The 20,789-nt window shown below is 65.6% G+C and carries 20 protein-coding genes; 4 read left to right on the forward strand and 16 right to left on the reverse strand.

The features are described 5' to 3' along the window. The 6 genes from ACFOOR_RS02935 to ssb all read right to left on the reverse strand — a co-directional run bounded on the left by ACFOOR_RS02935 (nucleotide 1) and on the right by ssb (nucleotide 6,291). Nucleotides 1-453 carry a peptidylprolyl isomerase gene (locus ACFOOR_RS02935; RefSeq protein WP_343163937.1) on the reverse strand — a complete coding sequence of 151 codons (453 nt, stop codon included), beginning with the start codon at nucleotides 451-453 and terminating at the stop codon, nucleotides 1-3. A 7-nt stretch (nucleotides 454-460) separates the two neighbouring features. Continuing rightward, nucleotides 461-1,474: a peptidylprolyl isomerase gene (locus tag ACFOOR_RS02940; RefSeq protein ID WP_343164145.1), complete on the reverse strand. Its 1,014-nt coding sequence runs from the start codon at nucleotides 1,472-1,474 to the stop codon at nucleotides 461-463. Then, entirely contained in the window at nucleotides 1,474-1,965 is a 492-nt protein-coding gene (gene coaD / locus ACFOOR_RS02945; protein WP_343163938.1) for a pantetheine-phosphate adenylyltransferase, read from the reverse strand. The genes ACFOOR_RS02940 and coaD overlap by 1 nt, the downstream gene beginning before the upstream one ends. 80 nt (nucleotides 1,966-2,045) lie before the next feature. Next, nucleotides 2,046-4,841 (reverse strand): DNA gyrase subunit A, encoded by a 2,796-nt coding sequence (gene gyrA, locus ACFOOR_RS02950; RefSeq protein ID WP_380213714.1) that lies wholly within the window; start codon nucleotides 4,839-4,841, stop codon nucleotides 2,046-2,048. Nucleotides 4,842-5,014: 173 nt separating this feature from the next. Beyond that, entirely contained in the window at nucleotides 5,015-5,704 is a 690-nt protein-coding gene (locus ACFOOR_RS02955) for a hypothetical protein (protein WP_343163939.1), read from the reverse strand. Between the two features lie 92 nt (nucleotides 5,705-5,796). Then, nucleotides 5,797-6,291 carry a single-stranded DNA-binding protein gene (gene ssb / locus ACFOOR_RS02960; RefSeq protein WP_343163940.1) on the reverse strand — a complete coding sequence of 165 codons (495 nt, stop codon included), beginning with the start codon at nucleotides 6,289-6,291 and terminating at the stop codon, nucleotides 5,797-5,799. Between the two features lie 128 nt (nucleotides 6,292-6,419). Here ssb and uvrA point away from each other — a divergent pair, with 128 nt between their 5' ends. Continuing rightward, complete coding sequence (gene uvrA, locus ACFOOR_RS02965) at nucleotides 6,420-9,425, forward strand: excinuclease ABC subunit UvrA (RefSeq protein WP_343163941.1); 3,006 nt, start codon at nucleotides 6,420-6,422, stop codon at nucleotides 9,423-9,425. Nucleotides 9,426-9,459: 34 nt separating this feature from the next. On the opposite strand, the gene ACFOOR_RS02970 is transcribed toward uvrA, so the two are convergent. Beyond that, complete coding sequence (locus ACFOOR_RS02970; RefSeq protein ID WP_343163942.1) at nucleotides 9,460-10,170, reverse strand: cytochrome b/b6 domain-containing protein; 711 nt, start codon at nucleotides 10,168-10,170, stop codon at nucleotides 9,460-9,462. Between the two features lie 98 nt (nucleotides 10,171-10,268). Here ACFOOR_RS02970 and ACFOOR_RS02975 point away from each other — a divergent pair, with 98 nt between their 5' ends. Further along, complete coding sequence (locus ACFOOR_RS02975) at nucleotides 10,269-10,766, forward strand: helix-turn-helix transcriptional regulator (RefSeq protein WP_343163943.1); 498 nt, start codon at nucleotides 10,269-10,271, stop codon at nucleotides 10,764-10,766. A gap of 14 nt (nucleotides 10,767-10,780) precedes the next feature. On the opposite strand, the gene ACFOOR_RS02980 is transcribed toward ACFOOR_RS02975, so the two are convergent. The 6 genes from ACFOOR_RS02980 to ACFOOR_RS03005 form a co-directional block, all read right to left on the reverse strand. Continuing rightward, nucleotides 10,781-11,677 carry a hypothetical protein gene (locus tag ACFOOR_RS02980; RefSeq protein ID WP_343163944.1) on the reverse strand — a complete coding sequence of 299 codons (897 nt, stop codon included), beginning with the start codon at nucleotides 11,675-11,677 and terminating at the stop codon, nucleotides 10,781-10,783. A 19-nt stretch (nucleotides 11,678-11,696) separates the two neighbouring features. Then, nucleotides 11,697-12,755 (reverse strand): hypothetical protein, encoded by a 1,059-nt coding sequence (locus ACFOOR_RS02985; protein ID WP_343163945.1) that lies wholly within the window; start codon nucleotides 12,753-12,755, stop codon nucleotides 11,697-11,699. A gap of 211 nt (nucleotides 12,756-12,966) precedes the next feature. Then, nucleotides 12,967-13,812, reverse strand: a complete 846-nt coding sequence (locus ACFOOR_RS02990) for a hypothetical protein (protein ID WP_343163946.1) — start codon at nucleotides 13,810-13,812, stop codon at nucleotides 12,967-12,969. Nucleotides 13,813-13,861: 49 nt separating this feature from the next. Continuing rightward, entirely contained in the window at nucleotides 13,862-14,689 is an 828-nt protein-coding gene (locus tag ACFOOR_RS02995; protein WP_343163947.1) for a hypothetical protein, read from the reverse strand. Next, nucleotides 14,686-15,837, reverse strand: coding sequence for an energy transducer TonB (locus ACFOOR_RS03000; RefSeq protein WP_343163948.1), 1,152 nt, complete (start codon nucleotides 15,835-15,837; stop codon nucleotides 14,686-14,688). Before ACFOOR_RS03000 ends, ACFOOR_RS02995 begins: the two co-directional genes overlap by 4 nt. Nucleotides 15,838-15,841: 4 nt before the next feature. Beyond that, nucleotides 15,842-16,705 (reverse strand): hypothetical protein, encoded by an 864-nt coding sequence (locus tag ACFOOR_RS03005; protein WP_343163949.1) that lies wholly within the window; start codon nucleotides 16,703-16,705, stop codon nucleotides 15,842-15,844. A 128-nt stretch (nucleotides 16,706-16,833) separates the two neighbouring features. On the opposite strand from ACFOOR_RS03005, the gene trmFO reads away from it, so the two are divergent. Next, a complete protein-coding gene (gene trmFO, locus ACFOOR_RS03010) occupies nucleotides 16,834-18,228 on the forward strand; it encodes a methylenetetrahydrofolate--tRNA-(uracil(54)-C(5))-methyltransferase (FADH(2)-oxidizing) TrmFO (protein WP_343163950.1) in 1,395 nt (464 codons plus the stop codon). On the opposite strand, the gene ACFOOR_RS03015 is transcribed toward trmFO, so the two are convergent. Both ACFOOR_RS03015 and ACFOOR_RS03020 read right to left on the reverse strand, forming a co-directional pair. Further along, on the reverse strand, nucleotides 18,229-18,438 hold the full coding sequence (locus tag ACFOOR_RS03015) for a hypothetical protein (RefSeq protein ID WP_343163951.1): 210 nt from the start codon (nucleotides 18,436-18,438) through the stop codon (nucleotides 18,229-18,231). A gap of 106 nt (nucleotides 18,439-18,544) precedes the next feature. Next, a complete protein-coding gene (locus tag ACFOOR_RS03020; RefSeq protein ID WP_343163952.1) occupies nucleotides 18,545-19,384 on the reverse strand; it encodes a squalene/phytoene synthase family protein in 840 nt (279 codons plus the stop codon). Nucleotides 19,385-19,476: 92 nt separating this feature from the next. Here ACFOOR_RS03020 and ACFOOR_RS03025 point away from each other — a divergent pair, with 92 nt between their 5' ends. Next, the gene (locus tag ACFOOR_RS03025; protein WP_343163953.1) at nucleotides 19,477-20,082 is read left to right on the forward strand and encodes a superoxide dismutase; all 606 of its coding nucleotides are present in this window, start codon (nucleotides 19,477-19,479) and stop codon (nucleotides 20,080-20,082) included. 61 nt (nucleotides 20,083-20,143) lie between these two features. On the opposite strand, the gene ACFOOR_RS03030 is transcribed toward ACFOOR_RS03025, so the two are convergent. Continuing rightward, a complete protein-coding gene (locus ACFOOR_RS03030) occupies nucleotides 20,144-20,752 on the reverse strand; it encodes a urate hydroxylase PuuD (RefSeq protein ID WP_343163954.1) in 609 nt (202 codons plus the stop codon). Nucleotides 20,753-20,789 lie beyond the last annotated feature (37 nt).

Raw genomic sequence — 20,789 nt, forward strand, 5'->3', positions numbered from 1 at the left:
TCAGGCCGCTTCCGTGCGAGCCTTCACGATCTTGCCCGGATTGCGCGGCGGCTCGCCCTTGGGCAGCGCGTCGACATGTTCCATCCCGTCCACGACCTCGCCCCACACCGTGTATTGCCGGTCGAGATAGGGCACCGCGTCGAGGCAGATGAAGAACTGGCTGTCGGCGGAATTCGGGTCGCTGGCCCGGGCCATCGAACAGGCCCCGCGCACATGCTTGCCCGCGTTGAACTCGGCGGGGATGTGTTGGCCGGAGCCGCCCATGCCATTGCCGTCCGGGCAGCCGCCCTGTGCCACGAAGCCGTCGATCACGCGGTGAAAATTCAGTCCGTCGTAGAAGCCGTCATTGGCCAGCTCGGTGATGCGCGCGACATGCTTCGGCGCCAGATCGGGCCGCAGACGGATGGTCACATCGCCGCTTTCCAGCGTGAAGATCAGGTTTTCGTCAGCCATTTCAGGGCTACTCCTCGATACGGACAGGGATGTCGATTTCACAGATGTCGGGCAGATTGCCGTTGGACCCGCGCTGCGTGTCCAGCCATGCGGCAAAGGCGTCCGAATTGGTGTCGGCGACCTCGACGGTTACCTGCTCGTCTTCCGGCAGGTCGGAGCCGACGCGGATCAGGCGGATCGAATCCGGCTGGAAGCCCGGATTTTCGCCCATCGTGCCGACACTGATGTCGTTGACCGCTTCCTGACCAACGCGCACCCGGCCCCAGACCGTGTATTGCGCGTTCAGATGCTCGGCATGGCCGCGCGTGATGTAGAACTGGCTGCCCGCGCTGTCCGGATTCGAGGTCCGCGCCATCGCGGCTGCGCCTTCACAGTGCAGCAGCCAGCTGCTCACGCGCCCGTCGCCGGTGATCGCGGCCTGCACCGACGGGTCGGTGCCGATCGGGAAGCCATTCCAGAAGCCGGCCTTGGCGATCCGTCGGTCGGAGCGGTCATTGACCATGCGGTCCTGGATCTCGACCACCGGGTCGGTGTTCGGATCGCGGCGGGTGGTGAATTCGGCCTGCATGTCCGGCAGATCGGTCGACCACGCCGGATTGGTCCGCGCCCCGCCGGCCTGCGCCATGAAGCCGTCGATCACCCGGTGAAAGACGAGGCCGTCATAGAAGCGGGCACCGGCCAGTTCACGCATCCGCGCGACATGGTTCGGTGCGAATTCCGGCGCCATTTCGAGAATGATCCGGCCGTGATCGGTGTCGATATAGAGCAGATTGTCCTGATCGACCGTGCGCCAGGCATCGTCCGGCAGGTCGTAGTCCGGCAGCGTCTCGTTGATCGGCGCAAAGGCCGGGCTCGACTGCATCAGCGCCGCCATGCGGGTGGACGGACCGCCTTCGGCCTCGACCGCGGCGGCCGTGTTTGCCGCTTCGGATTCGGTTTCCGTCAATTCCGCGGTTTCCGAACCGCAGGCAGTGGCGGACATGGACAGCACGAGCAGGCTGACCGGCCAGAATGTCTTCATCACGCGAACTTCTCCATCAGCTTGTCTTGCACGGCGGGCGGAACGAATGCCCGCGTATCCCCGCCGAGGCGGGCAATTTCCTTCACCAGGCGCGACGCCACCGCCTGGTGGCGGGGGTCGGCCATCAGGAAGACCGTTTCGATGTCGGGATTGAGGCGCTGGTTCATCCCGACCATCTGGAATTCGTATTCGAAATCGGACACGGCCCGAAGCCCGCGAATGATGATCTGCGCCCCCACCTCTTCCGCGAAATGCATCAGCAACGAGGAAAAAGGGCGAACCTCGATCGTCGTTTCGCCGGGAATGCGCGCCGCTTCGGCCTCGGTCATGGCAACCCGCTCTTCGAGCGAGAAAAGCGGTCCCTTGCCTTCGTTGATCGCAACACCGATCACGAGATGGTCGACCAGCTTCACGGCCCGTCTCATGATATCGAGATGACCATTGGTCAGCGGGTCGAACGTGCCCGGGTAGAGCGCGACGCGGCGGGGCATGTCGGGCCTCCTTCAGGCTGGCATCCGGCCGGTGCGGACCCTAGCCGCACTCGGCGCGAACCGGCAAGGCGGTCGGACGGCTATTCCTCGCCGCCCGTTTCACCCGCGTCCGGGGTTTCGCCCGCGGCTTCGGCAGCGTCCTCGTCCTCGCTCTCCTCGATCCGGATCACCGAGGCGACATTCTCGCCCTCGTTGAGACGGATCAGGCGAACGCCCTTGGTGGCCCGCGCGGCGATGCGCACCGTCTCGACCGGGAAGCGGATCAGCTGACCGCCATCGGTCACTGCCATCACGGTGTCGTTTTCGCCCACGGTGAAGCAGGCGGCGAGCGGTTCGGGGAAGCGCTTGTCCTTGGTCCAAACGCCCTGGCCGCCCCGGCCCTGACGGAAGTATTCGTAGGAGATCACGCGCTTGCCGAGACCGGACTGGGCCACGGTCAGCAACAGCTGCTCATTGCCCTTCATTTCCATGTAGCGGACCGGCGACAGCGTGATGTCCTCGCCGTCCTCGCCCTCGTCTTCGCCCTCGGTTTCAAGCACCTCGTCGATCGCCTCGGCCTCCTCGTCATCGCTGCGCAATTCGGCGCGGCGCTGCTTGAGATAGGCGCGGACCTCGGCGCGGGACACGTCCAGCGCATTGAGGATCGCCATCGAGATGAGCGTGTCGCCCTTCTCCATCCTGATGCCGCGCACGCCGGTCGAATTGCGGCTCATGAAGACGCGCACATCGTCGACGGGGAAGCGGATCGCCTTGCCCTTGGCTGTGACCAGCAGCACGTCCTGATCGGCGGTGCACAACCGCACGCCGACGATCTCGCCATCGCCCTCGTCGAGCTTCATGGCGATCTTGCCGTTGCGGTTCACCTGCACGAAATCGGACAGCTTGTTGCGGCGCACCGTGCCCGCCGTCGTGGCGAACATGACGTCCAGCTTGTCCCACTCGGCCTCGTCCTCGGGCAACGCCATCACCGAGGTGATGATCTCGCCCTGGTCGAGCGGGAACATGTTGACCAGCGCCTTGCCGCGCGTGTTCGGCGCGCCCTGCGGCAAGCGCCAGGTCTTGGTCTTGTAGACCATGCCGTTCGACGAGAAGAACAGCAGCGGCGCGTGGGTCGAGGCGACGAACAGCGTCGCAACAAAATCCTCGTCCTTCATCGACATGCCGGAGCGGCCCTTGCCGCCGCGGCGCTGCGCCCGATATTCGGTCAGCGGCGTGCGCTTGACGTAGCCGCCATGCGTCACCGTCACGACCATTTCCTCGCGGGCGATCAGATCCTCGTCCTCGATCTCCAGTTCGACATCGAGGATTTCGGTCCGCCGCGGCACGGCGAATTTCTGCCGCGCTTCGCTCAGCTCGTCGCGGATGATCTGGATCACGCGCGGCCGCGAGCGGAGAATGTCCAGGAGATCACGGATCTGTTCGGCCAGGCCCTCGGCCTCATTGCCGATTTCCTCGCGGCCCAGCCCGGTCAGGCGGTTGAGGCGCAAGTCGAGGATCGCCTTGGCCTGCTCCTCGGTCAGTTTCAGCGTCTTGCCGTCAGACAGCACCGAACGCGGATCCGCGACCAGCTTGACCAGCGGTTCGACGTCCGCCGCCGGCCAGTGCCGCGCCATCAACTGTTCGCGCGCCGTAGCCGGGTTCGGCGCGGCGCGAATGAGTGCGATGACTTCGTCGATATTCGCCACCGCCAGCGCCAGTCCGATCAGGACGTGGGCGCGGTCGCGGGCCTTGGACAGTTCGAACTTGGCGCGGCGCGCCACGACCTGTTCGCGGAATTTCAGGAAGGTTTCCAGATAGCCGCGCAGGCCCATCAGCTGCGGCCGCCCGCCGACCAGTGACAGCATGTTCACACCGAAGCTCTGCTGCATCGGCGACCAGCGATAAAGCTGGTTCAGGATCACTTCGGGATTGGCGTCGCGCTTCATCTCGATGACGACGCGCATGCCCGAACGGTCGGATTCGTCACGCAGGTCGGCGATACCCTCGATGCGCTTCTCGCGCACGAGATCGGCGATCTTCTCGATCATCGACGCCTTGTTCACCTGATAGGGAATGGCGTGAACGATGATCGCCTCGCGCTCCTTGCGGACCGTCTCGATCGAGGTCTTGGCGCGCATGATCACCGAGCCGCGCCCGGTCATCAGCGCGCTGCGCGATCCGGCCCGGCCGACGATCTGCGCCCCGGTCGGAAAGTCCGGCGCCGGGACGATGTCCAGCAATTCGATATCGGTGAGTTCCGGATTGTCGAGCAGCGCCAGCGCCGCGTCGACGACTTCGCCCAGATTGTGCGGCGGGATGTTGGTCGCCATGCCGACGGCGATACCGCCACCACCATTGACCAGCAGGTTCGGATAGCGCGCCGGCAGGACCACCGGCTCCTTTTCCGAACCGTCATAGTTTTCGGTGAAATCGACTGTCGCCTTGTCGATATCAGCCAGCAGCGCCTCGGCCGGCTTGTCCATACGCACTTCGGTGTAACGCATGGCGGCCGGCGGGTCGCCGTCGACCGAGCCGAAATTGCCCTGGCCGTCGAGCAGCGTCAGGCCCATCGAGAAGTCCTGCGCCATACGCGCCAGCGCGTCATAGACCGCCTGATCGCCATGCGGGTGGTATTTACCGATCACGTCACCGACGACGCGGGCCGATTTGCGGTACTGCTTGTCGTGGGTATAGCCCTGCTCGTGCATCGACCACAGGATGCGGCGGTGCACCGGCTTCAGGCCGTCGCGCGCGTCCGGGATGGCGCGGCTCACGATCACGCTCATCGCGTAATCGAGATAGGAGCGCCGCATCTCGTCTTCGATCGCGATGCTCGGTCCGCTGTCTCCGCCCGGCGGAATGGCGCCCGGGGTCAGATCGTCGTTCTCGTCGCTCAAGGAGGCCCTCTTGCCGGGTCGCGGCCGGATCTGGAATCCGGCCCTGAAACGGGAACGCCGCGGGCAGAATCGCGCGGCGCTGTTCTGGCCTTGTTTCTAGCAATTCGGGGCATGCGGAGCAAACGCGGGAGACCGCCCGTGTGCAGACGATTCCCGCATTCGCACGCGGCCGGTTACTGCTCGGCGATCGCCGTCGCCAGCGCGTTGATGTTCGCCAGCATGTTCTGGCTGATCGTGTCCTGGATGGACGGCCACTGGTTCGGCAGTTTCAGCCACTCGTCGCGGGTCAGGGTCGCGTCGTTCTGTGCGGCGTAGAAGGCGCTGTCGCCCGAGGAACAGATCCACCAGGGCGAGGTCGTATGCGTGAAGGCTTCGCCGGACGAATAGACGTCCGACAGCTGCGCACGGACCATTTCCGCATCGGTCATCAGCGGGGCGATGTCTTCCTGCGCGAACTGGTCGACCAGGGCCACGGCCTCGAGTGCCGTGGAATCGAGGCAGCGCTGACCGTCATAGATCATCCGCGAACGCGCCAGGAAATAGGCATAGAGCGCCTGCTCCGGTGCGTAGGACGCATAGCGGCGTGCGGCCTCCATCAGGAAGATCGGGGCGGTGTTGTTGCGTTCTTCCCAGATCCGCGACGCGATCTCTGCATCGCGGTCGCGCGGCAGGTCGTGCAGCATCGCGACTTCCATGAACACGTCGCCGAACGCGTCCTGGCCGACGATCATGATGTTCACCGCATCCTCGCCGATGGGCGCATGCATCAGTCCCGGCGTACGGCTGCCATCATCGGACTGAGCGAAGGCCGGTCCGGCGAGGCCGGCGGCGGCAAGGGAAGCAAGGGCGAAACGACGCAACATGAATGAACTCCGTCCTGGATTGTCCGGCACAGTCTAGCAAAAGGCGGGCCGGTTGCCCGGCCCGCCTGCAGTGGACGTGGTCGCGAAGGTGATCAGAACGGAATTTCGTCGTCGAGGTCGTCATTGCGGAAGTCTTCGCGGCCACCACCGCCGCCGCCGGAACGGCCACCGCCGCCACCACCGCTACCCCCGCCGAAGCTGTCGTCGGATTCATAGTTTCCGCCGCCACCGCCGCCGCGGCTGTCGATCATGTGCAGCTCGCCGCGGAAACGTTGCAGGACGATTTCCGTTGTATAACGGTCATTGCCGTCGCGATCCTGCCACTTGCGGGTCTGCAGCTGGCCCTCGACGTAAACCTTGGAGCCCTTCTTCAGATAGTTCTCCGCCACCTTGACGATGTTCTGGTCGAAGATGACGACATTGTGCCACTCCGTCTTCTCGCGGCGTTCGCCCGAGGTCTTGTCGCGCCACTGCTCCGATGTCGCGACGCGGATATTGGCAACCTTGTCGCCCGAATTCAGTGATCGGATTTCCGGGTCGGCGCCCAGATTACCCACCAGGATGACTTTGTTGACGCTTCCGGCCATAACCCCATCTTCTCCATGCTCGCGTGCGTTTCTTGGATGGACGCACGATATTTGTTCACATAATGTTCCGCAGGTCAAACGCCCGCGAGTCGAGGCGGAGTTGAACCCACCGGGGTAGCGAAGTCCACATGGCCGAACCGCTGAAATCCATCCGCGTGCAGGGCGCGCGCGAACACAATCTGAAAAACGTCTCGGTCGAGCTGCCGCGCGACGAGCTGATCGTGTTCACCGGCCTGTCGGGATCGGGCAAGTCCTCCCTCGCCTTCGACACCATCTATGCCGAGGGTCAGCGCCGCTATGTGGAAAGCCTGTCGGCCTATGCGCGCCAGTTTCTGGAGTTGATGTCGAAGCCGGACGTGGATTCGATCGAAGGCCTCTCCCCGGCGATCTCGATCGAGCAGAAGACGACGTCGAAGAATCCGCGCTCGACCGTCGCGACCGTCACCGAGATCTACGACTACATGCGCCTTCTGTGGGCGCGGGTCGGCATCCCTTACTCGCCCGCGACCGGCCTGCCGATCGAGAGCCAGACGGTCAGCCAGATGGTCGACCGGCTGATGGAATTGCCCGAGGGCACGCGGCTCTACCTGCTCGCCCCGGTCGTGCGCGGCCGCAAGGGCGAATACCGCAAGGAATTCGCCGAATGGCTGAAGGCCGGCTTCCAGCGCGTGAAGGTCGATGGCGAGTTCTACCCGCTCGAGGAAGCGCCGACGCTCGACAAGAAATTCAAGCACGACATCGACGTGGTCGTGGACCGTGTCGTCGTGCGCGAGGGCATGGAGCAACGCTTCGCGGAATCGATCGAGGCCGCGCTGCGCCTCGCCGATGGTCTGGCCGCGGCGGAATTCGCGTCGGACGTTGACCTGGCGCGGGCGGACGAACCGGCGGACGGTATGCGCGAAGCCCCCGCCGCCTTCCTGACGCCGGCGGCCGAAGCCGAACAGGCCGCCGCGCCGGCAGATGTGCAATGGGGGCAGAAATCCGGCTACCGGACCGGTGACCGGCTGATCTTCTCGGAGAATTTCGCCTGCCCGGTCTCCGGCTTCACCATCCCGGAAATCGAACCGCGCCTGTTCTCCTTCAACAACCCGTTCGGCGCCTGCCCGGCCTGTGACGGTCTCGGCCAGTCGCTGAAATTCGACGAGGACCTCGTCGTCCCGGATCGCGAAAAGAGCCTCTATGACGGGGCCATCGCGCCGTGGAACCGCGCCACGTCGAAACTCTACCAGCAGACGCTCGACGCGCTGGCGAAGCATTTCGGCGCCGACATGTTCAAGCCCTGGCGCGAACTGCCCGACGCCTTCCGCCAGACCGTGCTGCAGGGCACGCCCGACAAGATCAGATTCCGCTACGAGGACGGCCTCAGAACCTTCGAGACGACCAAGTCCTTCGAGGGCGTGATCCCCAATCTCGAACGCCGCTGGCGCGAGACCGATTCCAGCTGGGTGCGCGAGGATCTCGGCCGCTTCCAGTCGGCCCAGCCCTGCGAGACCTGCCACGGCAAGCGCCTGCGCCCCGAAGCCCTGGCGGTTCGGATCGCCGGTCAGGACATTTCCCAGGCCAGCGAGCTGTCGATCCGCAATGCGGCGGACTGGTTCGGCGGTCTCGAGAAGGGCTTCACCCCGAAGCAGAAGGCGATCGCCGAACGCATTTTGAAGGAAATCCGCGAGCGGCTGAAATTCCTCGTCGATGTCGGCCTCGACTATCTCACCCTCGACCGCGCCTCCGGCACGCTGTCAGGCGGGGAAAGCCAGCGCATCCGCCTCGCCAGCCAGATCGGCTCGGGCCTCACCGGCGTGCTCTACGTGCTCGACGAACCGTCGATCGGCCTGCATCAGCGCGACAATACAAGACTGCTGGATTCGCTGCGCGGGCTGCGCGATCTCGGCAACACCGTCATCGTCGTGGAGCATGACGAGGAAGCCATCCTCACCGCGGACTATGTCGTCGATCTCGGCCCCGCCGCCGGCGTGCATGGCGGCGAGATCGTCGCCCATGGCAAGCCCGAGGAAATCGCCGCCAACCCGAAAAGCCTGACCGGGCAATACCTGTCCGGTGCCCGTGTCATCGACGTGCCGAAAGCGCGACGCCCGATCGACAAGAAGCGTGTGATCCGGGTCTCCGGTGCCACCGGCAACAATCTGAAGGACGTCACCGCCGAATTCCCGCTCGGCGTCTTTACCTGCATCACCGGCGTGTCGGGTGGCGGCAAGTCGACCCTGACGATCGAGACGCTCTACAAGGCCGCCACGCGCCAGCTGAACGGCACCCAGACCGTCCCGGCGCATTACGACCGGATCGAGGGCCTCGAACAGCTCGACAAGATCATCGACATCGACCAGTCGCCGATCGGCCGCACCCCGCGCTCCAACCCGGCGACCTATACCGGCGCCTTCACCCCGATCCGCGACTGGTTCGCCGGCCTGCCGGAATCCCAGGCGCGCGGATACAAGCCGGGCCGCTTCAGCTTCAATGTGAAGGGCGGACGCTGCGAGGCGTGCCAGGGCGACGGCGTCGTGAAGATCGAGATGCACTTCCTGCCCGACGTCTTCGTCCCGTGCGATGTCTGCCACGGCAAGCGCTTCAACCGCGAGACGCTGGAAGTCACCTTCAAGGGCAAGTCGATCGCCGACGTGCTCGACATGACGGTCGAGGAAGGCGCGGACTTCTTCAAGGCCGTCCCCTCGATCCGGGACAAGATGGTCACGCTCGAACGCGTCGGCCTCGGCTATGTGAAGATCGGCCAGCCGGCCACCCAGTTGTCCGGCGGCGAGGCGCAGCGCGTGAAACTGTCGAAGGAGTTGTCGAAACGGGCGACGGGCAAGACGCTCTACATTCTCGACGAACCCACGACCGGCCTGCATTTCGAGGACGTGAAGAAGCTGCTCGAAGTGCTCCACGAACTGGTCGAGCAGGGCAATTCGGTTGTGGTGATCGAGCACAATCTCGACGTCATCAAGACCGCCGACTGGCTGATCGATCTCGGCCCCGAGGGCGGTGATGGCGGCGGCGAGATCGTCGCGACCGGCACGCCGGAGGATGTCGCCAAGGTCGAACGCAGCTGGACCGGCCGCTATCTCGCCCCGCTGCTCGAACGCGACCGCGCCCGGCAGGTGAAGAAGAAGCGGGCCTAGGCCTGTCGGCCCGGCCCGCCCCTCCGCGAGGGCATTACTCGGCGCGCTTGCGGCCGGTCACCATCGACCGGACGAGATTCTCGCCGTGCGCCAGGCTGGACGCGATCACGCCGATCACGTGCAGGCCTGCCAGCGTCAGCGTCAGATAGACGAAGAATTTGTGCAGGCCTTCCAGCCACTCGCCGCCTTCTCCGCCTTCCTCGTGTTCGCCCGACTCCCCGCGCACGCCATGCTCATCGTCATCGTCGTCGCGATCGGCCGCGCGCGGCGCTTCGGACGACGCATTGGCTTGCGCCCCGTCTTCCGGCGCCATGGCGATGAAGCCGGCCAACGGCCCGCGGCCTTCCTCGACCGCGTAGAGCGCCATGCCGGTGCCGGTCGTCCCGGCCAGGCTGGCGAGCAGCAGCAGGATCATCACCGCGCCGGCCGGATTGTGCCCGGCATGGCGCTCGGCCTTGCCGGAGACCAGCCCGCGCAGATAGCTCGCCGCCGCGCCGGGACCGCGCACGAAGCTGGCAAAGCGGGCGTGACGCGTGCCGAACAGGCCCCAGGCGATCCGGATCAGGACCGCAGCCGCGACCGCATAACCGGCCCAGACGTGAATGCCCTGCCAGTCGTCGCCTGAGAAATACGCGGTGAAAACCCCGATCACGATCACCCAGTGACCGATCCGGACCACCGGGTCCCAGACTTTCACCGAGGCCTGCGGCGCGGCGGGGGAAGAATTGTCGCTCGTTTCAGTCATGGCATGCCTCCGTTTCAGAAGGCTGGAACGTCATGCCGCAGGCGCGAGCGCGCCATCTGTCATATGACGTAACCGGCCGTTTCGAAGGAGGATGGGCAATGCCGGAAGACCGCTCGCGCTGGACAACGCGCGCCGGAGGCGTGCTGTTCGCGCTCATTGCCCTCTTCATCGCCACCGATCTGGTGACCGATGGCGGCGAGGGCGTGGGCTGGCTGCACCTCGTCCTGGAATCGGTCGCTCTGGTCTCGGCGGCCGTCGGCGCCTTCGCCCTGCTGGTCAATTTCCAGCGCACGCGGACCGACCTCGCCGCCGCGCGGGCCGAGGCGCTGCGCTGGCAAGGCGAGAACCGGACCCTCGTCCGGGGTCTCGGAGCAGCCATCACCGGCCAATTCGGCCGGTGGGGATTCACACCGGCCGAGACCGAGATCGGCCTGTTCCTGATGAAGGGTTTCAGCCATGCCGAGATCGCGGCGCTGCGCGGCACCAGCGAACGCACGGTGCGCGAACAGTCCCGCGCGCTCTACCGCAAGGCGGGCCTGACCGGCCGCACCGAATTGTCCGCCTTCTTCCTCGAGGACCTGCTGCCGGGGCGGTGACCCGGCTCGCCGCGCTAGACGGTACCGACTGTCTGTGGCGGTGCGGGCGGAACGGCATTCGCCTCCTCGATGGTCAGCGCCGCCTTGCAGGCGATGCCGCGCATCATGCAGACGGGAACGAACATCGCGATGTAGATCACGCTGTAGGGCAGGATGGCCGAACGCCAGTCCTGTGCGACGAGGCCCGAGGCCAGCATCTCCATGTCCACGCCGATGAACAGGAAGGCGATCATCCCGATCATGTACGCCACGGCCATGATGATCGTGGCGATGACGAAACAGCCCAGCAACGGCCAGAACATCGCCTTCGTGCCGCTCCAGGCCGCGCCGAACGCGATCTTGCGGCGATGCACCGCCAGCGCGAAGGCCGGCGATATGCGCACGCCGAACGCGGCCATCACGGCAGTCAGGGCGATGTAACCGACAATGGCGCCGAACAGCACCCCGCTCTCGCCTGCGATCGTTGCCACAACCACCATCAGCACGATGAACGCGATCACGCCGGCCACCCCGATCGCGATCAGGATCGCCAGCATGACGAGCATGGTCAGCAGATAGGCTCCCTCCCCGCCGCCGATACGGAAGGGAAAGATGGGATTGCCCTGTCCGCTCATGAACAGGCGCAGCCAGGCCGACTCCAGCGGAACCATGACCGCGATATTGACGATCATGAACAGCGAAAGCTTCGCACCATAGCTGGCGGAGATGGACATATAGGCCGCGAGATCGTCGGTCGAAGCCGTCTGCATCGCGACCAGTTCCTCGCCCAGGAAGGCCATTTGCCCGACGGCCAGCGCGAGCGCGATCGCAAACCACCAGATGCCGAGGCCGATGAAGGTGGTCGGCCGGGCCTTGAACACGTCCCAGAAGAATCCGAGCGCGGCGCCGGAATCGAGCTTCGGTGCGACCATGACTGTCCCTTCTCTCAAGTCAGGCCGGAGAAGACCCTGAATCGCCGCCCGCGTCACCCGTATTCGCGGGGGGCGAAACCGGTGCCGGCGGCGGCGTGGGCGCGGCCGGTACCGCTTCCAGCGGCGTGCCTTCCAGTCCGCGATGACGACGCGCCAGGTAGGCGCCGACCGCGTGCCACATGCCCTCGTAGAAAATCTGCCCCACGATGGAGATGACGACTGCCACGGCGAACAACGCGATCGTCCCGGTGCTGGTGAAGGCCGCGCGGAGCATGTCCATCGCCTGATCGGGATCCATGTTGCCCGACTGCTGCGAGATTTCGGTCAGCACCGGGATCAGGATCGGCAGGAACATCAGCTGGACGAAGGACGAGATCATCGACGAGGCGAATGCAACGATCAGCCCCAGCACGATATAGGTCAGGAACACCCACCAGAAGATGCCCTTGGTGACCGGCCACGCGCCCGACAGGCGGATCTTCCGGTCGAGCACGGTCAGCGCCGGCGCCGGGGACAGCCGGATCGACAGGAAGACCATCGCGACGATCAGCGCGATGACACCAACCACTCCGGCCAGCACGGCGATCGCCACCGGAGCGCCCTCGCCGCCACCTGCCGCGCCGATCACGACCGGTACCGCGACGAGCAGCGCGCCGACGAAATACGTCCCCATCAGGATGATTATCAGCAGGATGTTCACACCCAGCAGGCGGAACTCGTCACTGCCGAGACGCAGCGGAATGCCCGGTGCGACCTCGTCGCGTGCGAGCAGGCGGAGCCATGCCCCCTGGGCCATGAGCGCAACGGCGATGCCGCCGAAAAAGGCCAGCACTCCGGCGCCGGCCATGGTCGCGAACATCGACATGATTTGCGACGGATCGGGATCGGCCCCGGTCTGTGCGAGCTCGAACACGGTGAGATAGAAGGGCAGGAAAGCCCACAGGAGGAGCCCGCCGAGCACGATATAGAGCAGCGCGTTCCACAACCCGACCCAGAGCGTCCGGCCCGGACGGCGCGCCAGCACCTTGAAGAAGTAGAACACCGCGTCGGTGAAATCGTACGGTTTATCGGGCTGCATGTGTCCCTCCATGACCCTGCTTCTTCACCATAGTGGCGGTTTTTGTCAGCGGCGTCAGGGGGGAATTGACCGGAAATCGTCCCGGGCGGTTGAACTGGCGTCGAGGGCCCGCTCGAACAATTCGGCCAGACCGTCCGGCCGGCTGGAATCCACCACGGAGTTCGACATGATCCGGTATCGCTGCGCGATCCGGCACCGGATGGCCGGGATGCTACGTTCCCGCCGCGCCGCCAGTGCCCGGCTGCAATTCATCGTCCAGCGCGGTGAGAAACGCGCTCACCAATGCGCCGGTCACGGTCAGGCCGGCCCAGCTCGTGCCGAACAGGACGAGTGTTCCCGCCAGTCCCTCGCCATGCGGGATCAGACGCAGCGCCCAAACGATCGCCGATGCGGCCAGCACGAAAACCGCACCACTCAGCGTCACTGCGAACATGCGGCCGCGCGACAGGCCGAGCGCGGCCATCGCCTGCACCTTTCCGAGCCGGACCGTCTCCGGGAAGGCCAGCAGCAGTCGTGTGAGAAACCAGATCGAGAACAGCGCGAAAGCCGCGCCGGTTACCCAGACCGCGACCCATTCGGCGGTGCCGAAATAGGCGCCGATCTCGGGGGCATGCTCGGCTGCCTCGACCGCGAGTTCCGGCGCATTCGCCGCCGCGCGCGACGCCAGGGCAAGCGCGGACAGGAAGGCGACGAACAACAGGAAGGCAACCCCGATCACCGTCAGCGCCAGAACACCGGTCAGCGCCAGCGACAGCGCGAGTTGGCGTTCGTCCTGACCCAGCTCGAGGCCGAACCATTCACTCCGCGCCCGCCCCAGCCCGCGGCGCAGAAGCGCGGCGGCAGCGGGCACGCTGAGCGTAATCAGCACCGCCAGCCAGGCCAGCCAGACCAGCCAGGGATTGTCGGCCTCGGGACCGAAGCGGTGGCCCGTCAGGGCAAACGGCACGGCCACGATCGCGGCGGGAACCAGCACGACTCCCGCGGCCAGGAGCAGGGCGGGAAGCCGGGACAGCGTGCTGCGCCAGACGGCCAGCGTGAACAGGATCGGTTGCATCATGCGCGCGGAGATATCCCGCCCCGGCGGGCAGGGCAATGCGGCGAAGGCGTCAGTCGGCCGCAGCCTGGGCTTGGCTATCCTCCGGTTGATATCCCGGCAGACAGACCGGCTCGCGGTCGAACCACGTCAACTGGTCGGCACACGGGTTCAGAACAAGTGCCACCTGCTGACGAGTCCGGGTGTCGAACGCCAGCCGCCCTTCAATCGAATCGATCAACGCCTGCGGCGGCGCATCGGGAAAGGAGAACATCTCCTCGACACGCGATACCCGGCCCGCGCCATTGGTCCTGAGTTCGACCACCAGGAACAGGACGCCGTCTCGAGGCGGAGCTGGCGAGAGCTGAACCGAGGGAAAGCCTGCGCAAGCGCTGCCGGGAGTTGGAAGCGGATCCAGAAATCCACCATCCATCATCCTTCGATGATCCGATCGATATGTCCCGATATCCTCGGAAAAATGCTCCGCGACGTCGCGTTCATTCCGCGTCAGTCCGCCGCCTGCATCCGAGACGCGGTGCGCCACCCAGAAATGATAGCGGCTCAGCGCCTCGTCATCTTCGGCGAGATATGACGCCCCGGCGATAAAGGCGAGACGCGCGACCTCGCGCGTCCGCGCGCAACCGTTTCGGGCTCGGGAGATGACGACACCTTCGGCAAGCGCCGCCGCCTCCCCGAAATTGCCCTGCCGCCACGCCGCCACCGCTCGCATCGCATCGAACGCCGCATTGCCGTGACAGGCTTCGCGATCGAGGAATTCGGTGGCCGCAGCATCATCGCTGCGCGAGAACGCAAATGCCGCGTCCCGCGCGGAATCCTCGCATCCCGGCTCAGACTGAACCGCAACCGACAGGGCGGCAGAAGTGATCAGGGCCGAGATCATTCCGTAATCTGGAAGATGAACTGGGTCACGACGCCTTCGCGGCGTGTCGCCACGCCATCCACACGCAGCGGGTTGTACCGCCAGTGCCTCACAGCACGCTCCGCCGCTTCGCCGAAGGCCGGGTGCGGAACCGAATAGAGCACCTGGATGTCGTCCACATCGCCGTCTGCCTCGACCGCAAATCGGATCAGGACGATGCCTTCATACCCGGCACTGAGCAGTTGGGACGGATAGGTCACTTCCCGGCGATGTATCGGTGAGGCATCCTCGACGTCCGTACCTTCTGGGTAGTCCGGCAATCCGGTTTCCCCGGCACCGCAACCGGCATCCTCATCGTCGCATTCGACAGGGCGATAGCCACTGGCGTCGAGGCGGCGCACCAGTTCCAGCCGGTCGTCGTCGTCAATCGTCGTGCGCGAATAATAGGCCCACGCCTCTGCGATCTGGCGTGTCTCGGCATCGCCGCTCGTGGCCCCGTATATGTAGCTGGCAATCGTGAAATAGAAGGCGGCTTCCTCGTGATTGTAGTCACTGGCATTCGCAATTCCGGCGAAGAAGGCGATATTGGCGGCATCCATGTTCGCGACCGGCCCGACCTCGAGCAAGGCGGTGATGGCGCGTTCGGCATGGCGACCGGCCGCGCGCATATTGCTCCGGTCGAATTGCCGGTAGGCCAGGATGGTCTCGGTCTGGAAGATCGCGGCGGAAACCTCACGGCTGGCGGGCAGCGCGCTGAGAATATCGATGGCGCGGCTCGCATACCGTTCGGTCGTGCTCTCCTCTCCGGCCTGATACGCCGCCATCGCGGCCAGCCGCCACGTCTCGGCAGTGAGAAGCGTCCCGCCCTCGGTGTCGGCGAGGATTTCCGCCGACCGGGCGAAAGCCGCCGCGGCCTGCTCGTGCTGCCCGGCCGCGCTGGCGAGCGCAGCGTAGTTGTCAGCCAGAAGCCCGGTCGTCTCCGCATCGACGCCGGCAGTCTCGGCCGCCTGCCAGGCGCGGTAGGCCGGGTCGAGCGCAGCGGCCTCGTCGCCCGCCTCCATGGCGGTCTGATACGCCCGGTAGGGCTCCGACACGCTGTCCGGCAGACCTTGAGCGGCAACTGGAGCTGCCAGAGCGAGGGCGAGGCATGCGGCGGCGACCAGTCTCATGGCCCTACTCCTGAACGAAGGTGACGATCACGGCATAGGTCGTGCCGGGCACCGCAACCGACATGTCGGCGCGGCCGTTGCCTACGCCGGTCAGGACGGAATCGTCGAACACGTCGCCGGGATAGCTCGACATGATTTCGAGATGGGTCGGCCTGCCGTCCTCGCGGAATTGCAGGCGCAGCACGACGAAGCCGTCGATCTCGTTGGCGTGCGCGGTGAACGGAATGCCGATCGACATGCGCTCGGCCCAGCCATCGAGCGGCAACCAACCGGCGAGATCCAGGTCCGGCACGGCGGTCATGTTGAGGAAGCGGTAATTGTTCAGCTGCTGGGCGTCCTCATTGACATCGCCGCGATAGAGAATGATCGCCGAGCGCGCGAGTTCGAGCCAGCCATTGGCGCGCCAGCGCCGCGAGGAATCCACCGGTAGCGCCGTGCGGTACTGCTCGACCGCGATCTCGAAGGCCTGCTCGGCGGCAAGATTGGAACCGTTGCGATACGCCACATAACCGAGGTCATAGGCGGCATTGCCGACCGCCTCGGCGTCCCCGCCGCCCTCCTGCGTCAGCTCGAACGCCAGCATGGCATGCGCGACCGCATCCTCCCAGCGCTCCCGGTCGCGGTAGTGATCCGACCACGCCGTCTCGATCCGCGCCTCTATCAGCGGGTATTCGCCGCCCAGCGCCTGATAGGTCGCCTGCGCGCTGCGCAGCGCCTCCTCGGCATTGTTCCAGCGCCGCCGGTCGGCCTGGCGGTCCGCTTCGGCGATTGCCGCGTCGATTGTCGCCACCTGTTCGGGGGCCTGCGCCCAGACCGACGTGACAGGCGCTGCCAGAAGGCAGGCCGTAATCAGCACACTGCGAACCATGAACACAACTCCCCTGAACCGGGGACCATCATGCGTTGCAATTGCTTGGCGGCGCAAGTGAAGCCGATGTGACAGCGCGCAGCTGCCGGCCCCTTCACGCGCAACAGCGTCGCGCGTATATCGCCCGCATGACACAGCCCATTCATATCGTCGGAGGCGGCATGGCCGGCTCCGAAGCCGCCTGGCAGATCGCCGAGGCCGGCCTGCCCGTCGTGATCCACGAAATGCGCCCGGTGCGCGGCACCGAAGCCCATCTGACCGATGGTCTCGCCGAGCTCGTCTGTTCGAATTCCTTCCGCTCCGATGACGCGGAGACGAACGCGGTCGGCCTGCTGCACGAGGAAATGCGGCGCTGCAACTCGATCATCATGGCAATGGGCGACAAGCACCAGGTTCCGGCCGGCGGCGCCCTTGCCGTCGACCGCGTCGCCTTCTCCGAGGCGGTGACCGAAACGCTGAAATCCCATCCCAATGTCACGATCGAGCGCGGCGAAGTCGCCGGCCTGCCGCCCGAAGAGTGGGACAGCGTGATCATCGCGACCGGCCCACTCACCTCGCCTTCCCTGTCGCAGGCCATCCTCGACCTGACGGGGGAAGACAGCCTCGCCTTCTTCGACGCCATCGCGCCGATCGTCCATCACGAGAGTATCGACATGGACGTGGCGTGGATGCAGTCGCGCTACGACAAGGGCGAGACCGAGGCCGACAAGGCCGCCTACATCAATTGCCCGATGGACAAGGCGCAGTATGAGGCCTTCATCGACGCGCTGATGGCCGCGCCCAAGACCGAGTTCAAGGACTGGGAAAAGGATACGCCCTATTTCGAGGCCTGCCTGCCGATCGAAGTGATGGCGGAGCGTGGCCGCGAAACGCTGCGCCACGGCCCGATGAAGCCGCGCGGTCTGACCAACAAGCACAATCCGGATGTGAAGCCCTGGGCCGTCGTCCAGCTGCGCCAGGACAATGCGCTTGGCACGCTGTTCAACATGGTCGGTTTCCAGACCAAGCTGAAATACGGCGCGCAGAGCGAGATTTTCCGGATGATCCCGGGGCTGGAGAATGCGGAATTCGCCCGCCTCGGCGGCATCCACCGCAACACCTTCATCAACTCCCCGCGCCTGCTCGACAAGCAACTGCGTCTGAAGGCGAACCCGGCCTGGCGCTTTGCCGGCCAGGTCACGGGCGTCGAGGGCTATGTCGAATCCGCCGCCATGGGGCTGATGGCGGGCCGTCTGGCTGCCGCCGAACGCAAGGGCGAAATACTGTCCGCGCCGCCCCCGACGACGGCGTTCGGCGCCCTGATCGAGCACGTCACCGGCGGACACCTGTCGGGCAAGGCCACCTTCCAGCCGATGAATGTGAATTTCGGTCTATTCCCCGATATCGACACACCGCTGAAGACCGAGGACGGCAAGCGCCTGCGCGGCAAGGACAAGTCGGTCGCGCGCAAGCGCGCCATGTCGGCGCGCGCGCTCGGCGATCTTCAGGTCTGGCTCGGGACTGACCGGCTCGCGGCGGAATGATCACTGCGCGGGCGGAATGACCTCCGGCTTGCCCGGCAAATCGGGACTGGGGTGGTCGATCTCGCGGCCGGGCTTGCGGCCCGGCGGGTCCTTCGGCGGAAGGATGTCGGGGCCCGGCTTGGGCGGCTCGACCGTCGGCTCGCCCGGCACCGGCTTTTCCGGAAAAGGCGGCGGATCGGGTTCGCCGGCCTCGCCAAACAGCGGTCCCATCACGGAATCTCGATAGGAAAAGTCCATCACGATCACCTTCGTGCCGGTGTCACGAAAGCGTAACGGCAGGCGGGCGGAAAACGTTCCGCGTGCCGGAATTGAAGCGTCAGATCCGGCCGGACAGGCTGGCCCGGATCAGCCGGACTTGCCGCGCCATCGGTCCCGCCTCCTCCGCTGGCCGATACGGATCGGCTTGACGCCGCAGCCGCTTCAGGGATTGCGCGGCGAGCGCCGCCGGCAGGACCGCCGGGAACTGGGCGACCGGAACGCCGCGGACATCGGCCCGGGCGGCAATAAGGGCTTCGCGTGCGGTGAGATGGACCGGTTCGAGCGCCACTCGTGCCGCCTCGGCCTCACGGCCCGTCGCCAGCCGCGCCGCATTCAGCCCGGCCGCGCCCAGCGCGTCTTCGGGCACCGCGGCCAGCTGCCGCCCGGCCCGCAGCGGGAACTGGCGCAGCAGGCGGACAATGCCGCATGCCCCTCCCGCAGATGCCGCGCCCGGATGGTGGTTTCCGGGATCCAGCATGCGCGCCGCGATCCGCGCGATCCGCCCGTCTGTTGCGGTGGCATGATCGGTCAAGTCCGCAAGGGATTCGAACCGCCGTCCCTCGAAATCCGCGCCGTGCGCATCGAGTATGGCGTTCAACTCGTCCATTTCCGGTCCGCCGGCATGGTGAACGGCCAGGGACAGTCCCTCGATCACCGGATTGCGCCGGACCACGGCTGGGTCGGCAAAAAGCGCTTCAACGGCCTCGCGATGCCACTCGATCCGCATCGCGCCGATCATGGGTTCGGTGATCCGCAGCGGCAGGGCTGCGATTTCCTCGTGCCAGCGATGAAGCCCGGTCAGCGCGGCGCGCGTGGCCACCGGAGCGAACAGGGCGGCCAGTTCGCCATCGCTGACACGAAACTCATGACCGTCGGATGCGTTGTCTTCACTGGACACGGATGAACGCGACCCCATATCGCCTGCGAGGACGCGGGCGGCAAAGCGCGCGTCGACACTCAACGAAAACCGGACAACGGAGACTGTTCGACATGGCTTTCAAACTCCCCGACCTGCCCTACGCGAAAGACGCCCTCGAGCCGCATATGTCGGCGCAGACCTTCGATTTCCACTACGGAAAGCACCACGCGGCCTATGTCGACAAGCTCAACGCCGCGATCGAGGGTACCGATCTCGCCGAGAAGTCGCTGGAGGACATCATCAAGGCCACCGAGAACGACCCGTCCAGGTCCGGCGTGTTCAACAACGCCGCCCAGGTCTGGAACCACACCTTCTTCTGGAATTCGATGACGCCGAAGGGCGGCGGCAAGCCGTCGGGCGACCTCGCCCAGCGCATCGAAAGCTGCTTCGAGGGCGGCTATGACGGCTTCCGCAAGGCGTTCTCCGACGCCGCCGCAAGCCAGTTCGGTTCCGGCTGGGCCTGGCTCGTCGCCAAGGGCGGCAAGCTGGAAGTGCGCAAGACACCGAATGCCCACACCCCGCTGACCGAAGCCGGGGTCACGCCCCTGCTCACGCTCGATGTCTGGGAGCACGCCTATTATCTGGACTACCAGAACAAGCGGCCGGATTTCATCGCGGCCTGGCTCGATCACCTGGTGAACTGGGACTTTGCCGCGAAGAACCTGCAGACGATCTGATCCGTCAGACCCGCGCACAGGAAAAACCCCTCGGCCACCTGGGCCGAGGGGTTTCTTGTATCTAGCCGAACAGCGTCTGCGCTCCGGCCATCGTCACCAGCATCGGCAGCGACAACAGCGTATTGGTCCGCGAGAACAGCATCGCCGTGCGCGCCGCCTTCGGCTTGGCGTCCGCCTCGGCCTCGACCAGCCCGAGCGCGATCTTCTGGTTCGGCCAGATGATGAACCAGACATTGAACGCCATGATCAGCGCCAGCCACATGCCGATCCCGAGGAAGGAATAGTGCGGCGAATAGCTCGGCGCGAGAAGGCCGAAGCTGAGCGACTCGACGAGATAGCCGCGCAGCACGGCGACAATGATCCCGGTCAGCACGGTGAAGGCCGCGCCCCAGCGGAACCAGAACAGCGCCGCGGGCGCGATATGCTTGCCGATCGCCGGTTTCAGCTCGTCCGGGATTTTCGGCATGGTCGGCATCTGCACGAAGTTGAAATACCACAGCAGGCCGATCCACATGATGCCGGAGACGACGTGCGTCCAGCGGGCCAGCGCCTGCCAGAAGCCGCCGCCGAACTCGTACGCCCCGGTCATGCCGTAGGCGACGAAGAACGCCGCCGCGAGCACCAGCGAAACGATCACCGTATTGCGAAGATTGGAAAGCAGTGCAGCCATGTCATCCCTCCCGACTCAGACAGCCGGGAGCGATGTT

It is taken from the genome of Hyphobacterium vulgare, from assembly GCF_042643335.1.
In the GTDB taxonomy this organism is placed as follows: domain Bacteria; phylum Pseudomonadota; class Alphaproteobacteria; order Caulobacterales; family Maricaulaceae; genus Hyphobacterium; species Hyphobacterium vulgare.

Bases quoted from the DNA above. Each gene is read 5' to 3' on its own strand.
- ACFOOR_RS02935 (WP_343163937.1), bottom strand. From the start codon at position 453: ATGGCTGACGAAAACCTGATCTTCACGCTGGAAAGCGGCGATGTGACC.
- ACFOOR_RS02940 (WP_343164145.1), bottom strand. From the start codon at position 1,474: ATGAAGACATTCTGGCCGGTCAGCCTGCTCGTGCTGTCCATGTCCGCC.
- coaD (WP_343163938.1), bottom strand. From the start codon at position 1,965: ATGCCCCGCCGCGTCGCGCTCTACCCGGGCACGTTCGACCCGCTGACC.
- ACFOOR_RS02955 (WP_343163939.1), bottom strand. From the start codon at position 5,704: ATGTTGCGTCGTTTCGCCCTTGCTTCCCTTGCCGCCGCCGGCCTCGCC.
- ssb (WP_343163940.1), bottom strand. From the start codon at position 6,291: ATGGCCGGAAGCGTCAACAAAGTCATCCTGGTGGGTAATCTGGGCGCC.
- uvrA (WP_343163941.1), top strand. From the start codon at position 6,420: ATGGCCGAACCGCTGAAATCCATCCGCGTGCAGGGCGCGCGCGAACAC.
- ACFOOR_RS02970 (WP_343163942.1), bottom strand. From the start codon at position 10,170: ATGACTGAAACGAGCGACAATTCTTCCCCCGCCGCGCCGCAGGCCTCG.
- ACFOOR_RS02975 (WP_343163943.1), top strand. From the start codon at position 10,269: ATGCCGGAAGACCGCTCGCGCTGGACAACGCGCGCCGGAGGCGTGCTG.
- ACFOOR_RS02980 (WP_343163944.1), bottom strand. From the start codon at position 11,677: ATGGTCGCACCGAAGCTCGATTCCGGCGCCGCGCTCGGATTCTTCTGG.
- ACFOOR_RS02985 (WP_343163945.1), bottom strand. From the start codon at position 12,755: ATGCAGCCCGATAAACCGTACGATTTCACCGACGCGGTGTTCTACTTC.
- ACFOOR_RS02990 (WP_343163946.1), bottom strand. From the start codon at position 13,812: ATGATGCAACCGATCCTGTTCACGCTGGCCGTCTGGCGCAGCACGCTG.
- ACFOOR_RS02995 (WP_343163947.1), bottom strand. From the start codon at position 14,689: ATGATCTCGGCCCTGATCACTTCTGCCGCCCTGTCGGTTGCGGTTCAG.
- ACFOOR_RS03000 (WP_343163948.1), bottom strand. From the start codon at position 15,837: ATGAGACTGGTCGCCGCCGCATGCCTCGCCCTCGCTCTGGCAGCTCCA.
- ACFOOR_RS03005 (WP_343163949.1), bottom strand. From the start codon at position 16,705: ATGGTTCGCAGTGTGCTGATTACGGCCTGCCTTCTGGCAGCGCCTGTC.
- trmFO (WP_343163950.1), top strand. From the start codon at position 16,834: ATGACACAGCCCATTCATATCGTCGGAGGCGGCATGGCCGGCTCCGAA.
- ACFOOR_RS03015 (WP_343163951.1), bottom strand. From the start codon at position 18,438: ATGGGACCGCTGTTTGGCGAGGCCGGCGAACCCGATCCGCCGCCTTTT.
- ACFOOR_RS03025 (WP_343163953.1), top strand. From the start codon at position 19,477: ATGGCTTTCAAACTCCCCGACCTGCCCTACGCGAAAGACGCCCTCGAG.
- ACFOOR_RS03030 (WP_343163954.1), bottom strand. From the start codon at position 20,752: ATGGCTGCACTGCTTTCCAATCTTCGCAATACGGTGATCGTTTCGCTG.